Below are 15,416 nucleotides of genomic sequence, written 5' to 3'. Positions count from 1 at the left end.
GGAGTAATCGAGCTGCCGAGCGGAACAGAAATGGTAATGCCGGGAGATAACATCGAAATGGAGATCAAGCTGATCACGCCGATCGCAATCGAAGAAGGACTGCGGTTCGCAATCCGCGAAGGCGGCAGGACAGTAGGTTCGGGCGTAGTATCCGGCGTAATCGAATAAAACCGGATGGTAAGAAACAGCAGAGTAAGAGCACAAAGAATCGTACGCAACAAAGCGTACGATTCTTTTCTGTTAAAAATGCTGATAAAGGAATGAAAAATGAAAAAGATTGCCAGTATATGTATGGCTGTAATGGTTTGTACCGCAATACTCATGGGATGTGCGCAGCAAGAGCAGCCGCAGACCGGGCCGTCGGCAAGCATCACGCCTGCTGAAAGCGTTGCCATGGCTGAAAGCACGCCGCCTGCGGAAACCGTGCAGCCCACGCCGGCTCCTACGCCAAGCCCCGCACCGACGGTTAATTACCTCGTTTGGACAGGGGAGCAGTGGAACAATGCGCCGCAGGAGGAAAAACGCGCTGCGGCAGCGGCGGTGCTTGCGGAGATCAGCGGTAAAGACGGCGTAGATAGTACGGAAAACGAAGGAATCGACAGTATGATTGCGTCAATCGACACGTACATGCAGACAAAGCCTGAAGACACGCTGCAGCAAATTGCAGATCAGTCTAAGGAAAAAATAGAAAACCAGGCGGAATAAACAAAAACCGGCCTGCGGGATAGGAAAAGCCATTTGGGCTGCCGCATCCTGCCTGCCGGTTTTTCGTTTTGTATTGTGTTACCCAAGCGCTACGTCCAAAATCATCATGACGATAAAGCCTACCATAACGCCCGCGGTGCCGGAATGCGAGTGTTCGCCCAGATGTGCCTCGGGAATCAGTTCCTCTACCACTACGTAAATCATTGCGCCCGCTGCGAAAGAGAGCAGCCACGGCATCATTCCGGTAATAGAGCCGATGAGCAGCACGCCGATCACTGCGGCAATCGGTTCCACCGCGCCGGACAGCGCACCCCATAAAAACGCTTTGCCGTTAGAAAGGCCTTCCTTTTTGAGCGGAAGGGAGATTGCCGCGCCTTCCGGTATGTTTTGCAGCGCCATGCCGATTGCAAGGGCAATCGCAGATGCTAGCGTAACCGCGTCGCCGCCCGTGTCTGCGGCAACGGCGAACGCGAGGCCAACCGCAAGCCCTTCAGGGATGTTGTGCAGCGTTACGGCAAAAACAAGCATTGTGCTTTTACCAAGATGAGCGCGAATCCCTTCCGGTTTATCGCTGCCAATATGCTGGTGGGGCAACAGGTGATCGAGCGCAAATAAAAACAGGCCGCCGAGCGCAAACCCGCCCGCAGCAGGAATCCAGCCAATAACGCCCTGCTCTTCTGCCATTTCGATGCCCGGAATAAGCAATGACCATACGGATGCCGCAATCATAATGCCTGCCGCAAAGCCAAGGAATACCCGTTGTATTTTTGGATTGATCTCCCCGCGGAAAAAGAAAACCACCGCAGAGCCAATTACGGTTGCTGCAAAAGTGACGCCTGTGCCTGCAAGTGCAAGCAACATAGGGTTCAATTCCGTCATGCCACAAATTCCCCCTTGAAATAATATTACCTTTCATAGATAAGCAAAAACAGTATAAGCAAAACAATTTTCATTAAAATTTGGGATGGGGCTGCTTTCCGGCAGATGCCCATGTGCCTATTGTGGATTCGAAATAGCTGTTACAGGCATTGCCTTTGCGTGGTCGCGGCGTACAATCAAAAAATTCAACATGGTACGCCGCTCTGCTTACGGGCGCGAGGCAATGAGTAACAGGGAAAAGCGCCCTCCAGAAACCACCTGCAGGCAATGTCCTGAAACAGCCTTGGCAAGCATGGTTAAGATTTAGGCGCGCGCTGTACGAACCAATAATGCAAGGATTTTTCGTACGCTCACCGGCAGGTGTGCAAAATGCCGCAACGAGGAGCTTGAGAAGCCGTTTCTCGTTGTAATTCATTTGTTTTAGCAGGCGGATGCAGAGCGCCGTATACGGTTTTGGTTTTCAAACTGTACGGCGCGCCTCCGAAGGGCGGCATTTTGTATGCCTGCCCTCGATTTATTGAATGACGTTATTTTTCGATTGGAAGGTCGAGCGCGGTATTGACGATGTTGCGGGACTTTTTGTCTGCGCTTCTGAAAGCAGAAATCAAGTCCTTGTATGGCAGAAGCGCCATTGCCTGACGGGTTTTTTCTGAAACATCGTCCACGCCGCGAATAAGGTAATCACAAGTCACCCCAAAATAGTCGGCAATTTTAACAATAGCTTCAATACTGATTCCTGATGTAGGCTGCTTTTTCCACTTGCTAAAAGTACTTTCAGATAATTCTAAATTTTTGGCTACCTCGTAAGCAGTAATCTTATTTTCTTCTAGCAAAAGTAATATTCTCTCGGATATTTCCATTGATACTGCTCCTAATAAAATACTTTCGTGCAAGAAAGTAAAATAATTGTTGACTACTTGATAAATATAAAGTATACTATGCTTAATGAAAAGCAACCGCCAGACTTTTGGGTAGGGTATGGGTATGGCGGAACGCTTTCGCACAGGCAGACGGATTGAGGACTGTCACATCTATCATCCGTCTGCTTGTATTCTCTTACTCTAACATACTACTTCTATTTTTTCAATATTCCAATACCGGTGGGAGCAAAGTGCTATGTTTAGAAAACATTGCGAAAATTGTGAAGATAACAAAAATAAAAAATACTGTTTCCTGTGCTCTGTCATCCATAACGCGCACGACAGGGTGCGTCCGCTTTTGGAGTCCTACCACTTAAATGAATTTGATATCATGGTCAGCAGCTTTGAGCAGCTTTTAAAACTCCAAAAAGAAACAGCCTACAGGAAAGGATATGTATCCGCACACCTTGAGCAAATAGGATGTTTCATGGACCTCAATAAAAAGCTCGCCGGTAAAGAGCGTCAATAACCGGAAGATAAACGCCACACAAAAAAAGAGCGGTTCACATGGAGCCGCTCTTTTCTGTTTATGCGCCGTAGCGCATGGTGTGAAAATTGAATACCTTTGAAATATACGCGGGTATCTCAAGTTCGTTCAGTATGTTGATAAACCGCTCGCATACATCCGTATCCGTATGGCGCTGTGCGACGTTAATCACAAGCTCGTCATTGTACGACACCACAGCCAGCGTGAACGGATTGAGCGCGGTAGGCAGGCAGGGATAAATTTCTTCAATATATGGTTCCATAGAGGGCGGAAAGGAAATTTTGCCTAAATTTGTGATGATATAGGTCGTCTGGCCGGAGGTCTGCTCGATTGACTCGGCCATAATCCTGCACTTTTCCTCAACGCTCAGGTCGGAATCAAGTAACTCGAGAATTTCGACAGCGTTTTTCTTTGCGTCGTAGGCCAGCTCATGCGCCTGCGTCTGGAAATCAAGCAGGCCCTTTTCGATATTCAAAATGGCCTCAAATGAAAGCCCGCTCATCTTTTTGTCGTAAGGAATCCCCGCACAGGAAATAAAGTTGCGCGTTGTTTTGCTGGGGTAATAGGGCCGCATATTTACAGGGATCGCCGCAATGATGGGCGTTTCGTATTCGCCGTCAGCGCAATGCTTTTCATAAATCGCCGCTGAAAACAGCGGACAGATGAATGTGACGGGGCTTGCCTTATATTCCTTTACAATGCCGCGCAGCTTCTGGAAGGGAAGGCGTATCTGTACCACAGTATCCTCAGGATCTCCTGCGGTGGAAACGTCCGGCACACGGTAAGCGGGAAACCTTGGATATGCGTCTCGTCCATTTTCCGGCAACTTGTTTAAAACCGCATCCTCGGCCTCTTCCTCTTCAAAGGACGTGCTTTCATCGCGGATGCTTCCGTCGTTTTCAACGGGCAATCCTGTTTCCTTCATATAATAATATAGTATGCTTTTCAAAAATACGATAAAACCAAGACCGTCGGCGAGCGCATGGAACCAGTCGGCATGGACGGTGTTTCCTTCGTAGGAAATGCAGAACAGGTAAGCGTTGGTATCCTCCGTACCCATGCGGCGCACAACGCTTCCGTCGCCTTCAAATACGGGCGCAGGCAGGTCGATCGGAATGAAAAAGTAATTGCTCTTATCCTGTGCAACGCCAACCGCCATCTGGGGATAGCGCTCCAACGCGTGATCCGCTGCCCTTTGCAGCGCACTGCCGTCCACCGGCCCGGATAACCTTACTGTAAAACGTGGCACGCAGCCGCATGAAAGATGGCTTCCATATAAATATGACTTTCCATTGGCATCGAGCGTGAGCGCCGGATTATTTTGTTTCGACATGAATATCTCCTTATTGTTTTATCAAAAATATTTCGAGACTTACCACTATTTTAACATTGCATTTTACGGGAAACAACGAAAATGCGTGAAATGACAGGATTTTAATGTAAAAAAGACGCCGGGCACACATCCTTTGGATGTATCGTCCGGCGATCTGTACAAGGTTGGAAGGGAAGGGTTACTTTTCGTGGCATTCGTGCGCATGTTCATGCCTGCAGCACACCGAGTCGTCTGAGACGAGCGAACCGTCAAGGAAAGCCTGCGCCGCATCCTTTGCAACGCCCTGTGCTCCCGTTACGATCTCAATGCCCTTTGCATCAAATTTTTCGCGCGCGCCCGCGCCCATACCACCGGAAATGATGACGTTTACTCCGCGGTCTGCCAAAAATTCGATCAGGTTGTGGTCGTGCCCCGGGCTTACTACATTTTCGCTGCTGGTGATTGACTTGCCCTCCGTGGTAAAGATGTTAAAATTTGAGCAATGCCCAAAATGTCCGGATACGTTTTTTTCTTCACTGGCTACTGCAATTTTCATGGTGTTTCTCCTTTATATATAATAGTATGTTTTTTCGGCCTGTAAAAAGGCCTGCCTTTTCGTTGGGGCGGTTATGCGCCATGACGCGGGCAGCCGCTGTGACGCGGACAGCCGCGCGCTCCGCACGGGCGTTCCGTTTCGCTGCACAGCTTGTAATCCCCGCCTTCAATACTGAGTGTGCGTCCCTCAACCAGGAAGGCTGCGAGCTTTTTGCGCGCGCCGTCATAAATCCTCTGGACCGTAGGACGGGCCACAGACATCCGCTGCGCGCATTCCTCCTGTGTCAGGTTCTCAAAATCGATCAGGCGCACCGTTTCAAATTCCTCCACAGTCATCACAAGCGGCTCCGCGCCGGAAGGGGAAACGTCGCCGATGGGGGAGAAGCGGTTTTGAACGGGCATACTGCATACGCGTCTGCATTTTCTTGGTCTTGCCATAACTGTCCCTCGTTTTATGAGCATATGCTCTTTATGAAACCAGTATAGCACATTATGAACATATGTCAATAATAAAGCGAAAAATACCATTTACCATATCTTGTGCCGTAATATTTCATAAAACCACTATTTTTCCCGTTTTTGAAAAAAGCGGAAAAAACTTGAAAAAAAGCCTTGAAATCGCGGGTTTGGTGTTGTATAATTTAGTACGTTGCGCTATATGCGTATTTTTTGGGATGAAGCGAGAGGTTACCGGAAGCCACCGGATAGTTCCCGCCGACAATCGCCCGGACGTTGATCCGGACGCTCCAAAAGAGGACAGGAATGCGAAAGGAACACGCGCCCTGTCCAAAAAAAGCGAAACGACACACACGGCTATGTGTGTCAGCGAACGCGGCTCAGGCCGTGAATCAGAAGGAGGAGTAAACAAATGGCAAGCCAAAGAATTAGAATCAAGCTCAAAGCTTACGACCACAACCTGATCGATCAGAGCGCTCAGAGAATTGTGGATACGGCAAAACGTACAGGCGCTAAGATTTCAGGCCCTGTGCCGCTTCCCACGCAGAAGGAGATCATCACGATCCTGCGTGCGACGCACAAATATAAGGATTCCAGAGAACAATTTGAGATCAAAACACATAAACGCTTGATCGACATACTCGAAGCAAACGCTAAGACAACAGACGCGCTCATGCGCCTCGATCTGCCTGCTGGCGTGGACATCGAAATCAAACTGTAAAACAAGCGATAAGACGGAGGAAAAGATATGAAAGCTATACTGGGTGAAAAAATCGGTATGACTCAGATCTTCACAGAAGACGGCAGAGTCGTTCCCGTAACAGTAGTAAAAGCCGGCCCTTGCGTTATCGTTCAGAAGAAAACGGTAGAGTCAGACGGTTACAATGCAGTGCAGGTGGGATTTGGAGACATCAAAGAGAAAAACGTCAACAAACCCTTAAAAGGTCATTTTGGCAAAGTAAAGGCAACGCCTACACGTTACCTGCGCGAGTTCCGCGGCGACGACGCGGAAGGCCTCGAAGCGGGAGCGGAAATCAAGGCGGATATCTTTGAAGCAGGAGAGAAGATCGACGTTTCCGGTATTTCAAAGGGAAAAGGCTTCCTCGGGGTAATCGCCCGCTGGGGCCAGCACAGAGGACCTATGAGCCACGGTTCCAGATACCACAGACGCCCCGGTTCCATGGGCGCGTGCGCATCCCCGGGTAAAGTTATGAAGGGCAAACGCCTTCCCGGACGCGGCGGCTTCGATAAGGTAACAATCCAGAACCTGGAAGTCGTAAAGGTAGATATGGACAAAAACCTGATATTAATCAAGGGCGCGGTTCCCGGTGCCAAGGGCGGCCTTGTAACAATCAAAAAAAGCGTTAAGTCGCTTTAAGACCGCTTTGAAAAGGAGGAAGTAATTATGCCAAATGTATCAGTATATAAGACCGACGGCAAAGAGGCTGGCACGATCCAGCTCAAAGACGAAGTCTTCGGCGTAGAGATAAATAAAGCAGTGATGCACGACGCAGTGGTTGCACACCTGGCCAACAGGAGACAGGGCACACAGTCTGCGCTCACACGCAGCGAAGTTCGCGGCGGCGGCATCAAGCCTTTCAGGCAGAAGGGCACAGGCCGGGCGCGCCAGGGTACGATTCGCGCACCCCAAATGGCGGGCGGCGGCGTTGTATTCGCTCCCAAGCCGAGGGATTATTCCACGAAGCTCAACAAGAAAGTACGCGCGCTTGCAATCTGCTCCGCGCTGTCACAGAAAGTTGCAGATAAGGATATCATCGTGATGGAAGACCTCAAGATGAAGGCGCCCAAAACGAAGGAAATGGTAACGATCCTGAAAAGCCTGAAGGCTGGAAAAGCGCTGATCGTCACAAACGGCAAGGATGAAGACGTTGTGCGCGCTGCGGCAAACCTTCAGGGCGTAAAAACAACGATGGCTTCCACGCTGAGCGTGTACGACATCCTGAATTTTGACAAGTTCATCGTAACAAAGGACGCGATCCAGGCAATCGAGGAGGTGTACGCATAATGAAAGATATCCATGATATTATCATTAAACCCATTCTTTCAGAGAAAAGCTACGACCTTATCCCCAAGAAAACCTATACGTTTTTAGTGGAAAAAGGAGCGAACAAAACGCAGATCAAGGCTGCGGTAGAAGAAATCTTTGAGGTGAAGGTAAAAGCGGTTACCACTTCACGCAAGGAAGGCAAGCTGAAAAGACAGGGACGCACGGAGGGCAGAAGGCCCGAAACAAAAAAAGCTTATGTGACGCTCACCGAAGAATCCAAGACAATCGAATTCTTCGAAAGCATGGCACAGTAAGCGCGGCAGGGAGGTTACTTATTTATGGCTATTAAGAAATACAACCCGACTTCTCCGGGCAGAAGATTCATGTCGGTTTCGGCTTTTGAGGAAATTACATCAACGACTCCGGAAAAATCACTGCTCGTTTCGCTCAAGAAATCAGGCGGGAGAAATGTGCACGGTAGGATCACGGTAAGACACGTGGGCGGCGGTGCTAAGAGAAAATACAGGATCATCGATTTCAAACGCGACAAAGACGGCGTGCCGGCTAAGGTTGCAACCATCGAATACGATCCAAACAGAAGCGCAAACATCGCGCTGCTCCATTACGTTGACGGAGAGAAGAGATACATCATCGCTCCTGTCGGCCTCAAAGTGGGAGACACGATTGTTTCCGGCGCAGAGGCGGACATCAAGCCCGGCAACGCATTGCCGCTCTCGGCAATCCCGGTCGGCACGATGATCCACAATGTGGAAGTAAAACCCGGCAAAGGCGCGCAGCTCGTAAGAAGCGCAGGCAATGCCGCACAGCTGATGGCAAAAGAGGGCAGATACGCTCAGGTACGACTCCCCTCCGGCGAAGTCAGAATGATCCTCATCGGCGCGAAAGCGACGATCGGCCAGGTTGGCAATGTGGATCAGGAAAACATCAACATCGGTAAAGCAGGCAGAAAGCGCCATATGGGTGTTCGTCCCACAGTTCGCGGTAGCGTTATGAACCCGAACGACCATCCGCACGGCGGTGGTGAAGGTAAATCACCTGTCGGACGTCCGGGCCCTGTGACACCTTGGGGTAAACCGGCTCTCGGGTATAAGACTCGCAAGAAGAAAAACCCGTCAGACAAGTTTATCGTAAGACGCAGAAACGCTAAATAATTGAAGGAGTGAATTTGCAGATATGAGTAGGTCAGTAAAAAAGGGACCATTTATAAATGAAAAGCTTCTGGCGCGCGTTCAGGAGATGAATGAAAAGAACGAAAAGAAAGTGCTGAAAACATGGTCGCGTCCCTCCACGATCTTCCCGGATATGGTAGGACACACAATCGGCGTTCATGACGGCAGAAAATTCGTTCCGGTCTATGTTACAGAAGACATGGTCGGACATAAACTCGGCGAGTTCGCACCCACACGTTCGTTCCGTGGGCACGCGGGCGAAAAATCGTCCAGATAACCAAGAAGGAGGTAACAATTCATGGCTACGAGACAAAGAGAAAAAGCCGCGAAACGGCAAGAAGAAAAAGACAGAAGACCAAAAGCCGTTGCGAAATATGTTCGCATTTCCTCCCGAAAGGTGAAGGCGGTTATTGACCTCATCAGAGGTATGCAGGTGGCAGACGCAAAGGCGGTTTTGATGAATACGCCAAACGGCGCAACAGAGCCTGTCGGCAAGGTTCTGAATTCCGCGATCGCCAATGCGGAGAACAACATGAACCTCTCGGCAGATACGCTGTTCGTCGCGGAAGTTTTCGCAGACCAGGGTCCTACGCTCAAGCGGTTCAGACCCCGTGCTCAGGGCAGGGCGTCGCGCATCCGTAAGAGAACGAGCCACATCACAATAATCTTGGATCAGGTCAAATAAGGAGGTATACGATGGGTCAGAAAGTACATCCCCATGGTTTTCGGGTTGGTATTATTAAAGACTGGGATGCCAGATGGACAGCAAAAAAGTCTAAATTTGCCGATTACATCGTGGAAGACGATAAAATCAGAAAATTTTTAAAGAAAAAACTGTATGCCGCGGGTATCTCGAAAATCGAGATCGAGCGTGCAGCTCAGAAAATTTCGGTCAATATCTTTACGGGTAAGCCCGGTATCGTTATTGGCAAGGGCGGCACAGGCGTTGAGATTTTGAAGAAAGACCTTGTGAAGCTCACAGGCACAAACGTTGCCGTCAATATTATCGAGGTAAAAAGAGTGGACGTTGACGCGCAGCTCGTTGCAGAAAACGTTGCGCAGCAGCTCGAAAAGCGTATTTCTTTCCGCCGTGCGATGAAACAGTCCATCGGCAGGACGATGAAGGCGGGCGCAAAGGGAATTAAGATCATGTGCTCCGGACGCTTGGGCGGTGCTGAAATCGCCAGGGTTGAGCAGTATCATGAAGGTTCCATTCCGCTGCAGACCATCAGGGCGGACATCGACTACGGTTTTGCGGAAGCAAACACTACCTACGGCAAGATTGGCGTAAAGGTGTGGATTTATAAAGGCGAGATTTTAGGGAATCCTTTAAAGGATAGAGCAAAACCTTCGACAGTGGAAGGAGGCAGAAAAAATGTTAATGCCAAAAAGGGTTAAGCGCAGAAGACAGTTCAGGGGACGTATGAAGGGCAAGGCATTGCGCGGAAATACGATCAACTATGGTGATTACGGCCTTGTGGCTATGGAGCCGGGCTGGATTAAGAGCAACCAGATTGAGGCGGCGCGTGTCGCCATGACAAGATATATCAAGAGGGGCGGACAGGTTTGGATCAAAATCTTCCCTCATAAGCCGGTCACGGAAAAGCCCGCTGAAACACGTATGGGCAGCGGTAAAGGTTCTCCGGAGTACTGGGTGGCAGTTGTAAAGCCGGGCAGGGTTATGTTCGAGCTGGCGGGCGTTTCGGAAGAGACGGCGCGTGCGGCACTCACCCGTGCGGCGCATAAGCTTCCAATCAAGTGCAAGTTTGCTATCAAGCAGCTAAATAACGAGGCAGGTGGTGAGCAGGATGAAAGCTAACGAAATGCGTGAAATGACAAAAGATGAGCTGATCGCAAAATTAAGCGATCTGAAAACTGAGTTTTTTAACCTGCGGTTCCAGCTCGCAACTGGCCAGCTGAACAATCCTTCCAGCATCCAGTTTGTGAAGAAGGACATCGCCAGGGTGAAGACGGTTTTAAAGGAAATGGAGCTAAACAGCCAGAAAGTGGCGGAGTAAGTTAAGGAGGACGTCTTCAGATGAGTGAAGAAGCAAGAGGTTACCGCAAAGAGAGAATCGGCACGGTAGTGAGCGATAAAATGGACAAGACGATTGTCGTTGCAATAAAGAGCAGGAAAACGCATCCCTTGTACGGTAAAACCATCAATTATACAAATAAGCTTAAGGCGCATGACGAGAACAACGAAGCAGGCGTGGGCGATACGGTTAAGCTGATGGAAACAAGACCGCTTTCAAAAGACAAGAGATGGCGACTGGTTCAGATTGTAGAAAAAGCGAAATAAAGACGAATGATGCGTCCCCTCGGCGAGGAGGCGCGCAAAGGAGGAGTCAGGATGATACAGCCAGAGACACGCCTAAAGGTTGCAGACAATTCAGGCGCTAAAATAATCCAGTGCATCCGCGTGATGGGCGGCAGTGTTAAAAAGACAGCCAACATCGGCGATGTGATTATTGCATCTGTGAAAACTGCGACGCCCGGCGGCGTAGTTAAGAAAAAAGACGTGGTGAAAGCCGTTGTCGTACGCTCCGTTTCAGGAGTGAGAAGGCAGGACGGTTCTCATATCAGATTTGATGAAAATGCAGCGGTCATTATCGACGCGAACAAACAGCCCAAGGGTACGCGTATTTTCGGGCCTGTTGCAAGGGAGCTCAGGGACAGGGATTATATGAAAATCGTGTCGCTTGCTCCGGAAGTTCTTTAAGGAGGTCACGGGAGATATGGCAATGAAAATCAAAAAAGGCGATACCGCAGTTGTGATTTCCGGAAAAGAAAAAGGAAAGCAGGCTAAGGTTTTGAAGGTTGAGCCCAAGGCGGGCAAGGTTGTCCTCGAGGGCACGAATATGCTGACAAAGCATAAAAAACCGAAAAATCAGACGACGCCCGGCGGGATCATCAAGCAGGAAGGTGCGTTTGACGCATCCAATGTAATGGTAGTATGCCCAAAGTGCTCAAAGGCAACGAGAGTAGGGCATGAAGTTAAAGATGGCGAAAAGATCCGCGTATGCAAAAAATGCGGCGCATCGCTGTGAGTGAAGGGAGGTAATTATCTGATATGCCAAGATTAAAAGATACATACAAGGCGGAACTCGTTCCGGCCATGATGCAGAAGTTTGAATACAAAAACGTTAATCAGGTACCCAAGCTCGAAAAAGTTGTAATCAATATGGGGCTTGGTGAAGCAAAAGATAACCCGAAGGCCCTTGACTCCGCAGTGGAGGATTTAACGGTTATCGCAGGCCAAAAGCCGGTGGTTACATATGCAAAGAAATCCGTCGCGAACTTTAAGCTGCGCGAGGGAATGAAGATTGGCGCTAAGGTAACACTGCGCGGCGACAGGATGTATGAGTTTATTGATAAGCTCATCAGCATTGCAATCCCGCGTGTGCGTGACTTCAGAGGACTTTCCGCAAAATCCTTTGACGGCAGGGGCAATTTTGCTATGGGTTTCAAGGAGCAGCTTGTGTTCCCTGAAATCGAGTACGATAAGGTAGACGCGATCCGCGGTATGGATATCATCGTTGTAACGACGGCGGAAACCGATGAAGAAGCAAGAGAGCTCTTAACCCAGATGGGTATGCCATTTGCGCACTAAGGGAGGAAAAAGGTTATCATGGCTAAAAAAAGTATGATTTTAAAGCAGCAGAGAGGCTCGAAATTCTCTACACGTAATTACACGAGATGCCGTATTTGCGGCAGGCCTCACTCCGTGCTGAGAAAATACGGCATTTGCCGCGTTTGCTTCAGGGAGCTTGCATACCGCGGTCAGATTCCGGGTGTGAAAAAAGCGAGCTGGTAATGTAATAATTGCTCTTGCGGGCGCTGCGAATTGCGGCGGCGGCAGGGCGGGCTGCGGAAAGCAGGGGAACCTGAACCCCGTTAGCCTTAACCACGAGGACAAAACAAGGAGGAAACAATATGCCGGTAACAGATTCTGTCGCAGATATGCTGACACGCATTCGTAACGGTCTTACTGCAAAACACGATGTTGTAGAAGTACCTGCGTCCAATATGAAAAAGGCAATTGGTCAGATATTGCTCCAGGAGGGCTATATCAAAGGCTGCGAATTTATAGATGACGGCGTACAGGGTACGCTGAGAATTAAACTCAAGTACGGACCGGGCGGCGAAAAAGTCATCTCGGGCCTGAAGAAAATTTCCAAGCCGGGCCTTCGGGTGTATGCGCGGCACGACAAGCTGCCCCGTGTTTTAAACGGTCTTGGAATCGCTATTATCTCTACGTCAAAGGGCATCATCACAGACGCGCAGGCGCGCCGTGAAGCGGTTGGCGGAGAAGTAATCGCCTATATTTGGTAGTTGGAGGTTAAGAAAATGTCGAGAATAGGAAAATTGCCTATCGATTTACCCTCCGGCGTGACCGTGACCACTGCGGGAAACGAAGTGACTGTCAAGGGTAAAAATGGCGAATTGAAAGCAAAATTCAGTGATAAGATCACGATCAAGCAGGAAGGCGAGCAGATCGTGCTGACGCGCGATTCCGATCAAAAGGAAAGCAAAGCGCTGCATGGACTTACGCGTGCGCTTCTTGCGAACATGGTAAAGGGCGTTTCCGAAGGCTTCCAGAAAAATCTGGAGATCGTCGGAGTCGGCTACAGGGTACAGCTTCAGGGCAAAAAACTTGTGTTTGGCCTTGGGTACTCTCATCCGGTAGAAGTGGAAGCTCCGGAAGGCATCACGTTTGAGGTACCAAACCCCAACAGCGTAATCATCAAAGGAATTGATAAACAGGCAGTTGGCCAATGCGCAGCGAATATCCGCTCGCTTCGTCCGCCGGAACCCTATAAGGGCAAGGGCATTAAGTACGAAGGCGAATATATCCGCCGCAAAGTTGGTAAAACGGGTATGTAATGGAGGCGTAAGAGCAGTATGATTAATAAAAAAGACAGAAATGAAATTAGAAAAAAGCGCCATCAGAGAATTCGCAACAAGATTTCCGGAACGGCAAGCCGTCCGCGGATGAATGTTTACAGAAGCCTGAACAATATTTATGTTCAGTTTATCGACGATGTCGCTGGCAATACGCTTTGCAGCGCTTCCTCTATGGATTCTGAAATCAAGGAGAAGTGCCAGCAGGCGACAAAGACCGACGCCGCAAAAATGGTGGGAGAGCTTGCAGGACGCCGTGCTTCGGCAGCGGGGATCAGCGAAGTTGTTTTTGACCGCGGAGGTTATCTCTATACAGGCAGAGTAGCTCAGGTTGCGCAGGGCGCAAGGGCTGCCGGCCTCAAGTTTTGATAGGAGGTACGGACATTGCAGAAAGATAGAGCGATTGATGCAGGTACTCTTGACTTAAAAGAAAAATTAGTGGCGATCAACCGTGTTGCAAAGACGGTTAAGGGTGGTCGTAATATGCGCTTTTCCGCTTTGGTCGTTGTTGGTGACGAAAACGGCCATGTGGGAGTTGGCATGGGAAAAGCGACGGAAATTCCGGAAGCAATCAGGAAAGCTGTTCAGGCTGCAAAGCATGACATGGTTACTGTTTCGCTTAAGGGAACGTCGATTCCTCATGAGGTAATCGGAAAATTCGGACGTGGAAGAGTTCTGCTCCTCCCCGCTGCCGAAGGTACCGGCGTTATTGCGGGCGGTCCCGCGCGTGCGGTGCTGGAGCTTGCCGGTATCAAAGATATCAGGACAAAATCACAGGGCTCAAACAATCCGATCAACTGTGTAAAAGCGACGCTTGAAGGTCTCAGAGAGCTGAGAAGCGCGGAGCAGGTTGCACGCCTGCGCGGCATCAGCGTAGACCAGCTGCAATAAGGAGGCTTATTATGAACTTAAAGATCAAACTTGTAAAAAGCCCCATTGGCTATGCGCAAAACCAGAAGGACACGGTAAAAGCCCTCGGTTTGCGTAAGATCGGTCAGGAAGTTGTGCGGCCGGACAACGCGCCCATCAGGGGTATGGTGTTCAAGGTTAAGCATCTTGTATCGGTTGAAGAGACAAAATAAGGAGGAAGCCTATGAAACTACATGAACTTGGCCCTGTGGAGGGTGCGAAAAAGTCACCCAAAAGAGTAGGCAGAGGATGTGGATCAGGGATTGGTAAAACTTCCGCAAGAGGTCAGAAAGGCCAGAAATCCCGTAGTGGCGGCGGTGTCCGTCCGGGATTCGAAGGTGGTCAGATGCCGCTTGCAAGGCGTTTGCCGAAGAGAGGATTCACAAATATATTTGCAAAAGAGTATGCGACCGTTAATGTCTCCGACTTGGAAAAACTGGATGACGGTGCGATTGTGGACGTAAATACGCTTCTTGAAAACGGTATGATCAAAAAAGCGTGTGACGGACTCAAGGTGCTTGGAAACGGCGAACTGAAAAAGAAGCTGACCGTAAAGGCTGTAAAGTTCACCAAAACGGCTGAGCAGAAAATTACGGCTGCAGGCGGCAGTATCGAGGTGTTATAATGTTTAAAACCATTGCAAACGCCTGGAAGATGCCGGATATCAGAAAAAAGATTCTGTTCACGCTTCTGATGCTGCTCATCTATCGCATCGGTGTGTTCATTCCGGTTCCTGGCGTAAATGTAGATTTCATTGCAACCCAGGTAGAAAGCTATGACGTGCTTGGATTCCTGAACTTGTTTTCAGGCGGTGCGCTTGGTAATATGACGATTTTTGCGCTTGGTATCGTTCCGTATATCAACGCATCCATCATCATGAATCTTCTGACGGTTGCAATTCCAAGACTGGAACGTCTCGCCAAGGAAGGCGACGACGGAAGGAAAAAGATTGCTGCAATTACAAGATACCTCGGCGTTATCCTTGGTCTTGTTCAGGCGATTGGTATTCTCCTTGGCCTTGGCACACAAGCAGTTGAAGCGAATGCAACTTGGTTTACGTATGTGACAATCATCGCCTGCCTCACAGCGG

At 49.4% G+C, this 15,416-nt stretch carries 31 protein-coding genes; 26 read left to right on the top strand and 5 right to left on the bottom strand.

What is annotated here, in order from left to right; all coding sequences use genetic code 11:
* Positions 1–168, top strand: a 168-nt coding sequence (locus CHK_RS16080) for an EF-Tu C-terminal domain-related protein (protein WP_461949956.1), incomplete at its 5' end; no start/stop codon positions are given.
* A 99-nt stretch (positions 169–267) separates the two neighbouring features.
* Complete coding sequence (locus tag CHK_RS07890; RefSeq protein ID WP_046443506.1) at positions 268–705, top strand: hypothetical protein; 438 nt, start codon at positions 268–270, stop codon at positions 703–705.
* A 78-nt stretch (positions 706–783) separates the two neighbouring features.
* Here the strand turns inward: CHK_RS07890 and CHK_RS07885 are convergent, their stop codons facing one another.
* Complete coding sequence (locus CHK_RS07885) at positions 784–1,584, bottom strand: ZIP family metal transporter (protein ID WP_046443505.1); 801 nt, start codon at positions 1,582–1,584, stop codon at positions 784–786.
* 527 nt (positions 1,585–2,111) lie between these two features.
* Positions 2,112–2,444, bottom strand: coding sequence for a helix-turn-helix domain-containing protein (locus tag CHK_RS15685; protein WP_052740448.1), 333 nt, complete (start codon positions 2,442–2,444; stop codon positions 2,112–2,114).
* Positions 2,445–2,700: 256 nt separating this feature from the next.
* Here CHK_RS15685 and CHK_RS07875 point away from each other — a divergent pair, with 256 nt between their 5' ends.
* Complete coding sequence (locus tag CHK_RS07875; RefSeq protein ID WP_046443504.1) at positions 2,701–2,973, top strand: hypothetical protein; 273 nt, start codon at positions 2,701–2,703, stop codon at positions 2,971–2,973.
* A 58-nt stretch (positions 2,974–3,031) separates the two neighbouring features.
* Here the strand turns inward: CHK_RS07875 and CHK_RS07870 are convergent, their stop codons facing one another.
* From CHK_RS07870 to CHK_RS07860, 3 genes are all read right to left on the bottom strand, one after another.
* On the bottom strand, positions 3,032–4,324 hold the full coding sequence (locus CHK_RS07870; protein WP_046443503.1) for a hypothetical protein: 1,293 nt from the start codon (positions 4,322–4,324) through the stop codon (positions 3,032–3,034).
* A gap of 178 nt (positions 4,325–4,502) precedes the next feature.
* Positions 4,503–4,859 (bottom strand): NifB/NifX family molybdenum-iron cluster-binding protein, encoded by a 357-nt coding sequence (locus tag CHK_RS07865; RefSeq protein WP_046443502.1) that lies wholly within the window; start codon positions 4,857–4,859, stop codon positions 4,503–4,505.
* Positions 4,860–4,930: 71 nt separating this feature from the next.
* Positions 4,931–5,296, bottom strand: a complete 366-nt coding sequence (locus tag CHK_RS07860; protein WP_046443501.1) for a DUF134 domain-containing protein — start codon at positions 5,294–5,296, stop codon at positions 4,931–4,933.
* 236 nt (positions 5,297–5,532) lie between these two features.
* Between CHK_RS07860 and CHK_RS16605 the strand changes: the two genes are divergently transcribed.
* The 23 genes from CHK_RS16605 to CHK_RS07755 all read left to right on the top strand — a co-directional run.
* The gene (locus CHK_RS16605) at positions 5,533–5,778 is read left to right on the top strand and encodes a hypothetical protein (RefSeq protein ID WP_160295613.1); all 246 of its coding nucleotides are present in this window, start codon (positions 5,533–5,535) and stop codon (positions 5,776–5,778) included.
* Positions 5,727–6,035 carry a 30S ribosomal protein S10 gene (gene rpsJ, locus CHK_RS07855; protein ID WP_046443500.1) on the top strand — a complete coding sequence of 103 codons (309 nt, stop codon included), beginning with the start codon at positions 5,727–5,729 and terminating at the stop codon, positions 6,033–6,035. The genes CHK_RS16605 and rpsJ overlap by 52 nt, the downstream gene beginning before the upstream one ends.
* Positions 6,036–6,062: 27 nt before the next feature.
* Entirely contained in the window at positions 6,063–6,692 is a 630-nt protein-coding gene (gene rplC / locus CHK_RS07850) for a 50S ribosomal protein L3 (protein ID WP_046443499.1), read from the top strand.
* A gap of 27 nt (positions 6,693–6,719) precedes the next feature.
* Positions 6,720–7,340: a 50S ribosomal protein L4 gene (rplD, locus tag CHK_RS07845; protein ID WP_046443498.1), complete on the top strand. Its 621-nt coding sequence runs from the start codon at positions 6,720–6,722 to the stop codon at positions 7,338–7,340.
* Positions 7,340–7,636: a 50S ribosomal protein L23 gene (gene rplW, locus CHK_RS07840; protein ID WP_046443497.1), complete on the top strand. Its 297-nt coding sequence runs from the start codon at positions 7,340–7,342 to the stop codon at positions 7,634–7,636. The genes rplD and rplW overlap by 1 nt, the downstream gene beginning before the upstream one ends.
* A gap of 24 nt (positions 7,637–7,660) precedes the next feature.
* Positions 7,661–8,494 (top strand): 50S ribosomal protein L2, encoded by an 834-nt coding sequence (rplB, locus tag CHK_RS07835; RefSeq protein ID WP_046443496.1) that lies wholly within the window; start codon positions 7,661–7,663, stop codon positions 8,492–8,494.
* A 22-nt stretch (positions 8,495–8,516) separates the two neighbouring features.
* Complete coding sequence (gene rpsS, locus CHK_RS07830) at positions 8,517–8,789, top strand: 30S ribosomal protein S19 (RefSeq protein ID WP_046443495.1); 273 nt, start codon at positions 8,517–8,519, stop codon at positions 8,787–8,789.
* A 21-nt stretch (positions 8,790–8,810) separates the two neighbouring features.
* The gene (gene rplV / locus CHK_RS07825; protein ID WP_046443494.1) at positions 8,811–9,197 is read left to right on the top strand and encodes a 50S ribosomal protein L22; all 387 of its coding nucleotides are present in this window, start codon (positions 8,811–8,813) and stop codon (positions 9,195–9,197) included.
* 11 nt (positions 9,198–9,208) lie between these two features.
* A complete protein-coding gene (rpsC, locus tag CHK_RS07820; RefSeq protein WP_046443493.1) occupies positions 9,209–9,910 on the top strand; it encodes a 30S ribosomal protein S3 in 702 nt (233 codons plus the stop codon).
* Positions 9,888–10,331 carry a 50S ribosomal protein L16 gene (gene rplP, locus CHK_RS07815; RefSeq protein ID WP_046443492.1) on the top strand — a complete coding sequence of 148 codons (444 nt, stop codon included), beginning with the start codon at positions 9,888–9,890 and terminating at the stop codon, positions 10,329–10,331. The genes rpsC and rplP overlap by 23 nt, the downstream gene beginning before the upstream one ends.
* Positions 10,321–10,530 carry a 50S ribosomal protein L29 gene (rpmC, locus tag CHK_RS07810; RefSeq protein ID WP_046443491.1) on the top strand — a complete coding sequence of 70 codons (210 nt, stop codon included), beginning with the start codon at positions 10,321–10,323 and terminating at the stop codon, positions 10,528–10,530. Before rplP ends, rpmC begins: the two co-directional genes overlap by 11 nt.
* Before the next feature lie 20 nt (positions 10,531–10,550).
* Positions 10,551–10,814, top strand: coding sequence for a 30S ribosomal protein S17 (gene rpsQ / locus CHK_RS07805; protein ID WP_046443490.1), 264 nt, complete (start codon positions 10,551–10,553; stop codon positions 10,812–10,814).
* Between the two features lie 51 nt (positions 10,815–10,865).
* The gene (rplN, locus tag CHK_RS07800) at positions 10,866–11,234 is read left to right on the top strand and encodes a 50S ribosomal protein L14 (RefSeq protein ID WP_046443489.1); all 369 of its coding nucleotides are present in this window, start codon (positions 10,866–10,868) and stop codon (positions 11,232–11,234) included.
* A gap of 22 nt (positions 11,235–11,256) precedes the next feature.
* Complete coding sequence (rplX, locus tag CHK_RS07795) at positions 11,257–11,562, top strand: 50S ribosomal protein L24 (protein WP_330379211.1); 306 nt, start codon at positions 11,257–11,259, stop codon at positions 11,560–11,562.
* 23 nt (positions 11,563–11,585) lie between these two features.
* On the top strand, positions 11,586–12,125 hold the full coding sequence (rplE, locus tag CHK_RS07790; protein ID WP_046443487.1) for a 50S ribosomal protein L5: 540 nt from the start codon (positions 11,586–11,588) through the stop codon (positions 12,123–12,125).
* 18 nt (positions 12,126–12,143) lie between these two features.
* Positions 12,144–12,329: a type Z 30S ribosomal protein S14 gene (locus CHK_RS16075; RefSeq protein WP_082103459.1), complete on the top strand. Its 186-nt coding sequence runs from the start codon at positions 12,144–12,146 to the stop codon at positions 12,327–12,329.
* A gap of 119 nt (positions 12,330–12,448) precedes the next feature.
* On the top strand, positions 12,449–12,847 hold the full coding sequence (rpsH, locus tag CHK_RS07785; RefSeq protein ID WP_046443486.1) for a 30S ribosomal protein S8: 399 nt from the start codon (positions 12,449–12,451) through the stop codon (positions 12,845–12,847).
* A gap of 15 nt (positions 12,848–12,862) precedes the next feature.
* Positions 12,863–13,399, top strand: a complete 537-nt coding sequence (gene rplF / locus CHK_RS07780) for a 50S ribosomal protein L6 (protein WP_046443485.1) — start codon at positions 12,863–12,865, stop codon at positions 13,397–13,399.
* An 18-nt stretch (positions 13,400–13,417) separates the two neighbouring features.
* Entirely contained in the window at positions 13,418–13,786 is a 369-nt protein-coding gene (gene rplR / locus CHK_RS07775) for a 50S ribosomal protein L18 (protein WP_046443484.1), read from the top strand.
* A 15-nt stretch (positions 13,787–13,801) separates the two neighbouring features.
* Positions 13,802–14,308 (top strand): 30S ribosomal protein S5, encoded by a 507-nt coding sequence (gene rpsE / locus CHK_RS07770; RefSeq protein ID WP_046443483.1) that lies wholly within the window; start codon positions 13,802–13,804, stop codon positions 14,306–14,308.
* An 11-nt stretch (positions 14,309–14,319) separates the two neighbouring features.
* Positions 14,320–14,499: a 50S ribosomal protein L30 gene (rpmD, locus tag CHK_RS07765; RefSeq protein WP_046443482.1), complete on the top strand. Its 180-nt coding sequence runs from the start codon at positions 14,320–14,322 to the stop codon at positions 14,497–14,499.
* Between the two features lie 11 nt (positions 14,500–14,510).
* On the top strand, positions 14,511–14,951 hold the full coding sequence (rplO, locus tag CHK_RS07760; protein ID WP_046443481.1) for a 50S ribosomal protein L15: 441 nt from the start codon (positions 14,511–14,513) through the stop codon (positions 14,949–14,951).
* The coding region (locus CHK_RS07755) for a preprotein translocase subunit SecY (RefSeq protein WP_046443480.1) at positions 14,951–15,416 on the top strand (466 nt) is incomplete at its 3' end. The genes rplO and CHK_RS07755, both read left to right, overlap by 1 nt.

The organism is Christensenella hongkongensis (genome assembly GCF_000981035.1).
Taxonomy (GTDB): domain Bacteria; phylum Bacillota; class Clostridia; order Christensenellales; family Christensenellaceae; genus Christensenella; species Christensenella hongkongensis.
The sequence above is the reverse complement of the archived record's forward strand: the minus strand, read 5'-3'. Positions and strand labels throughout refer to the sequence as shown.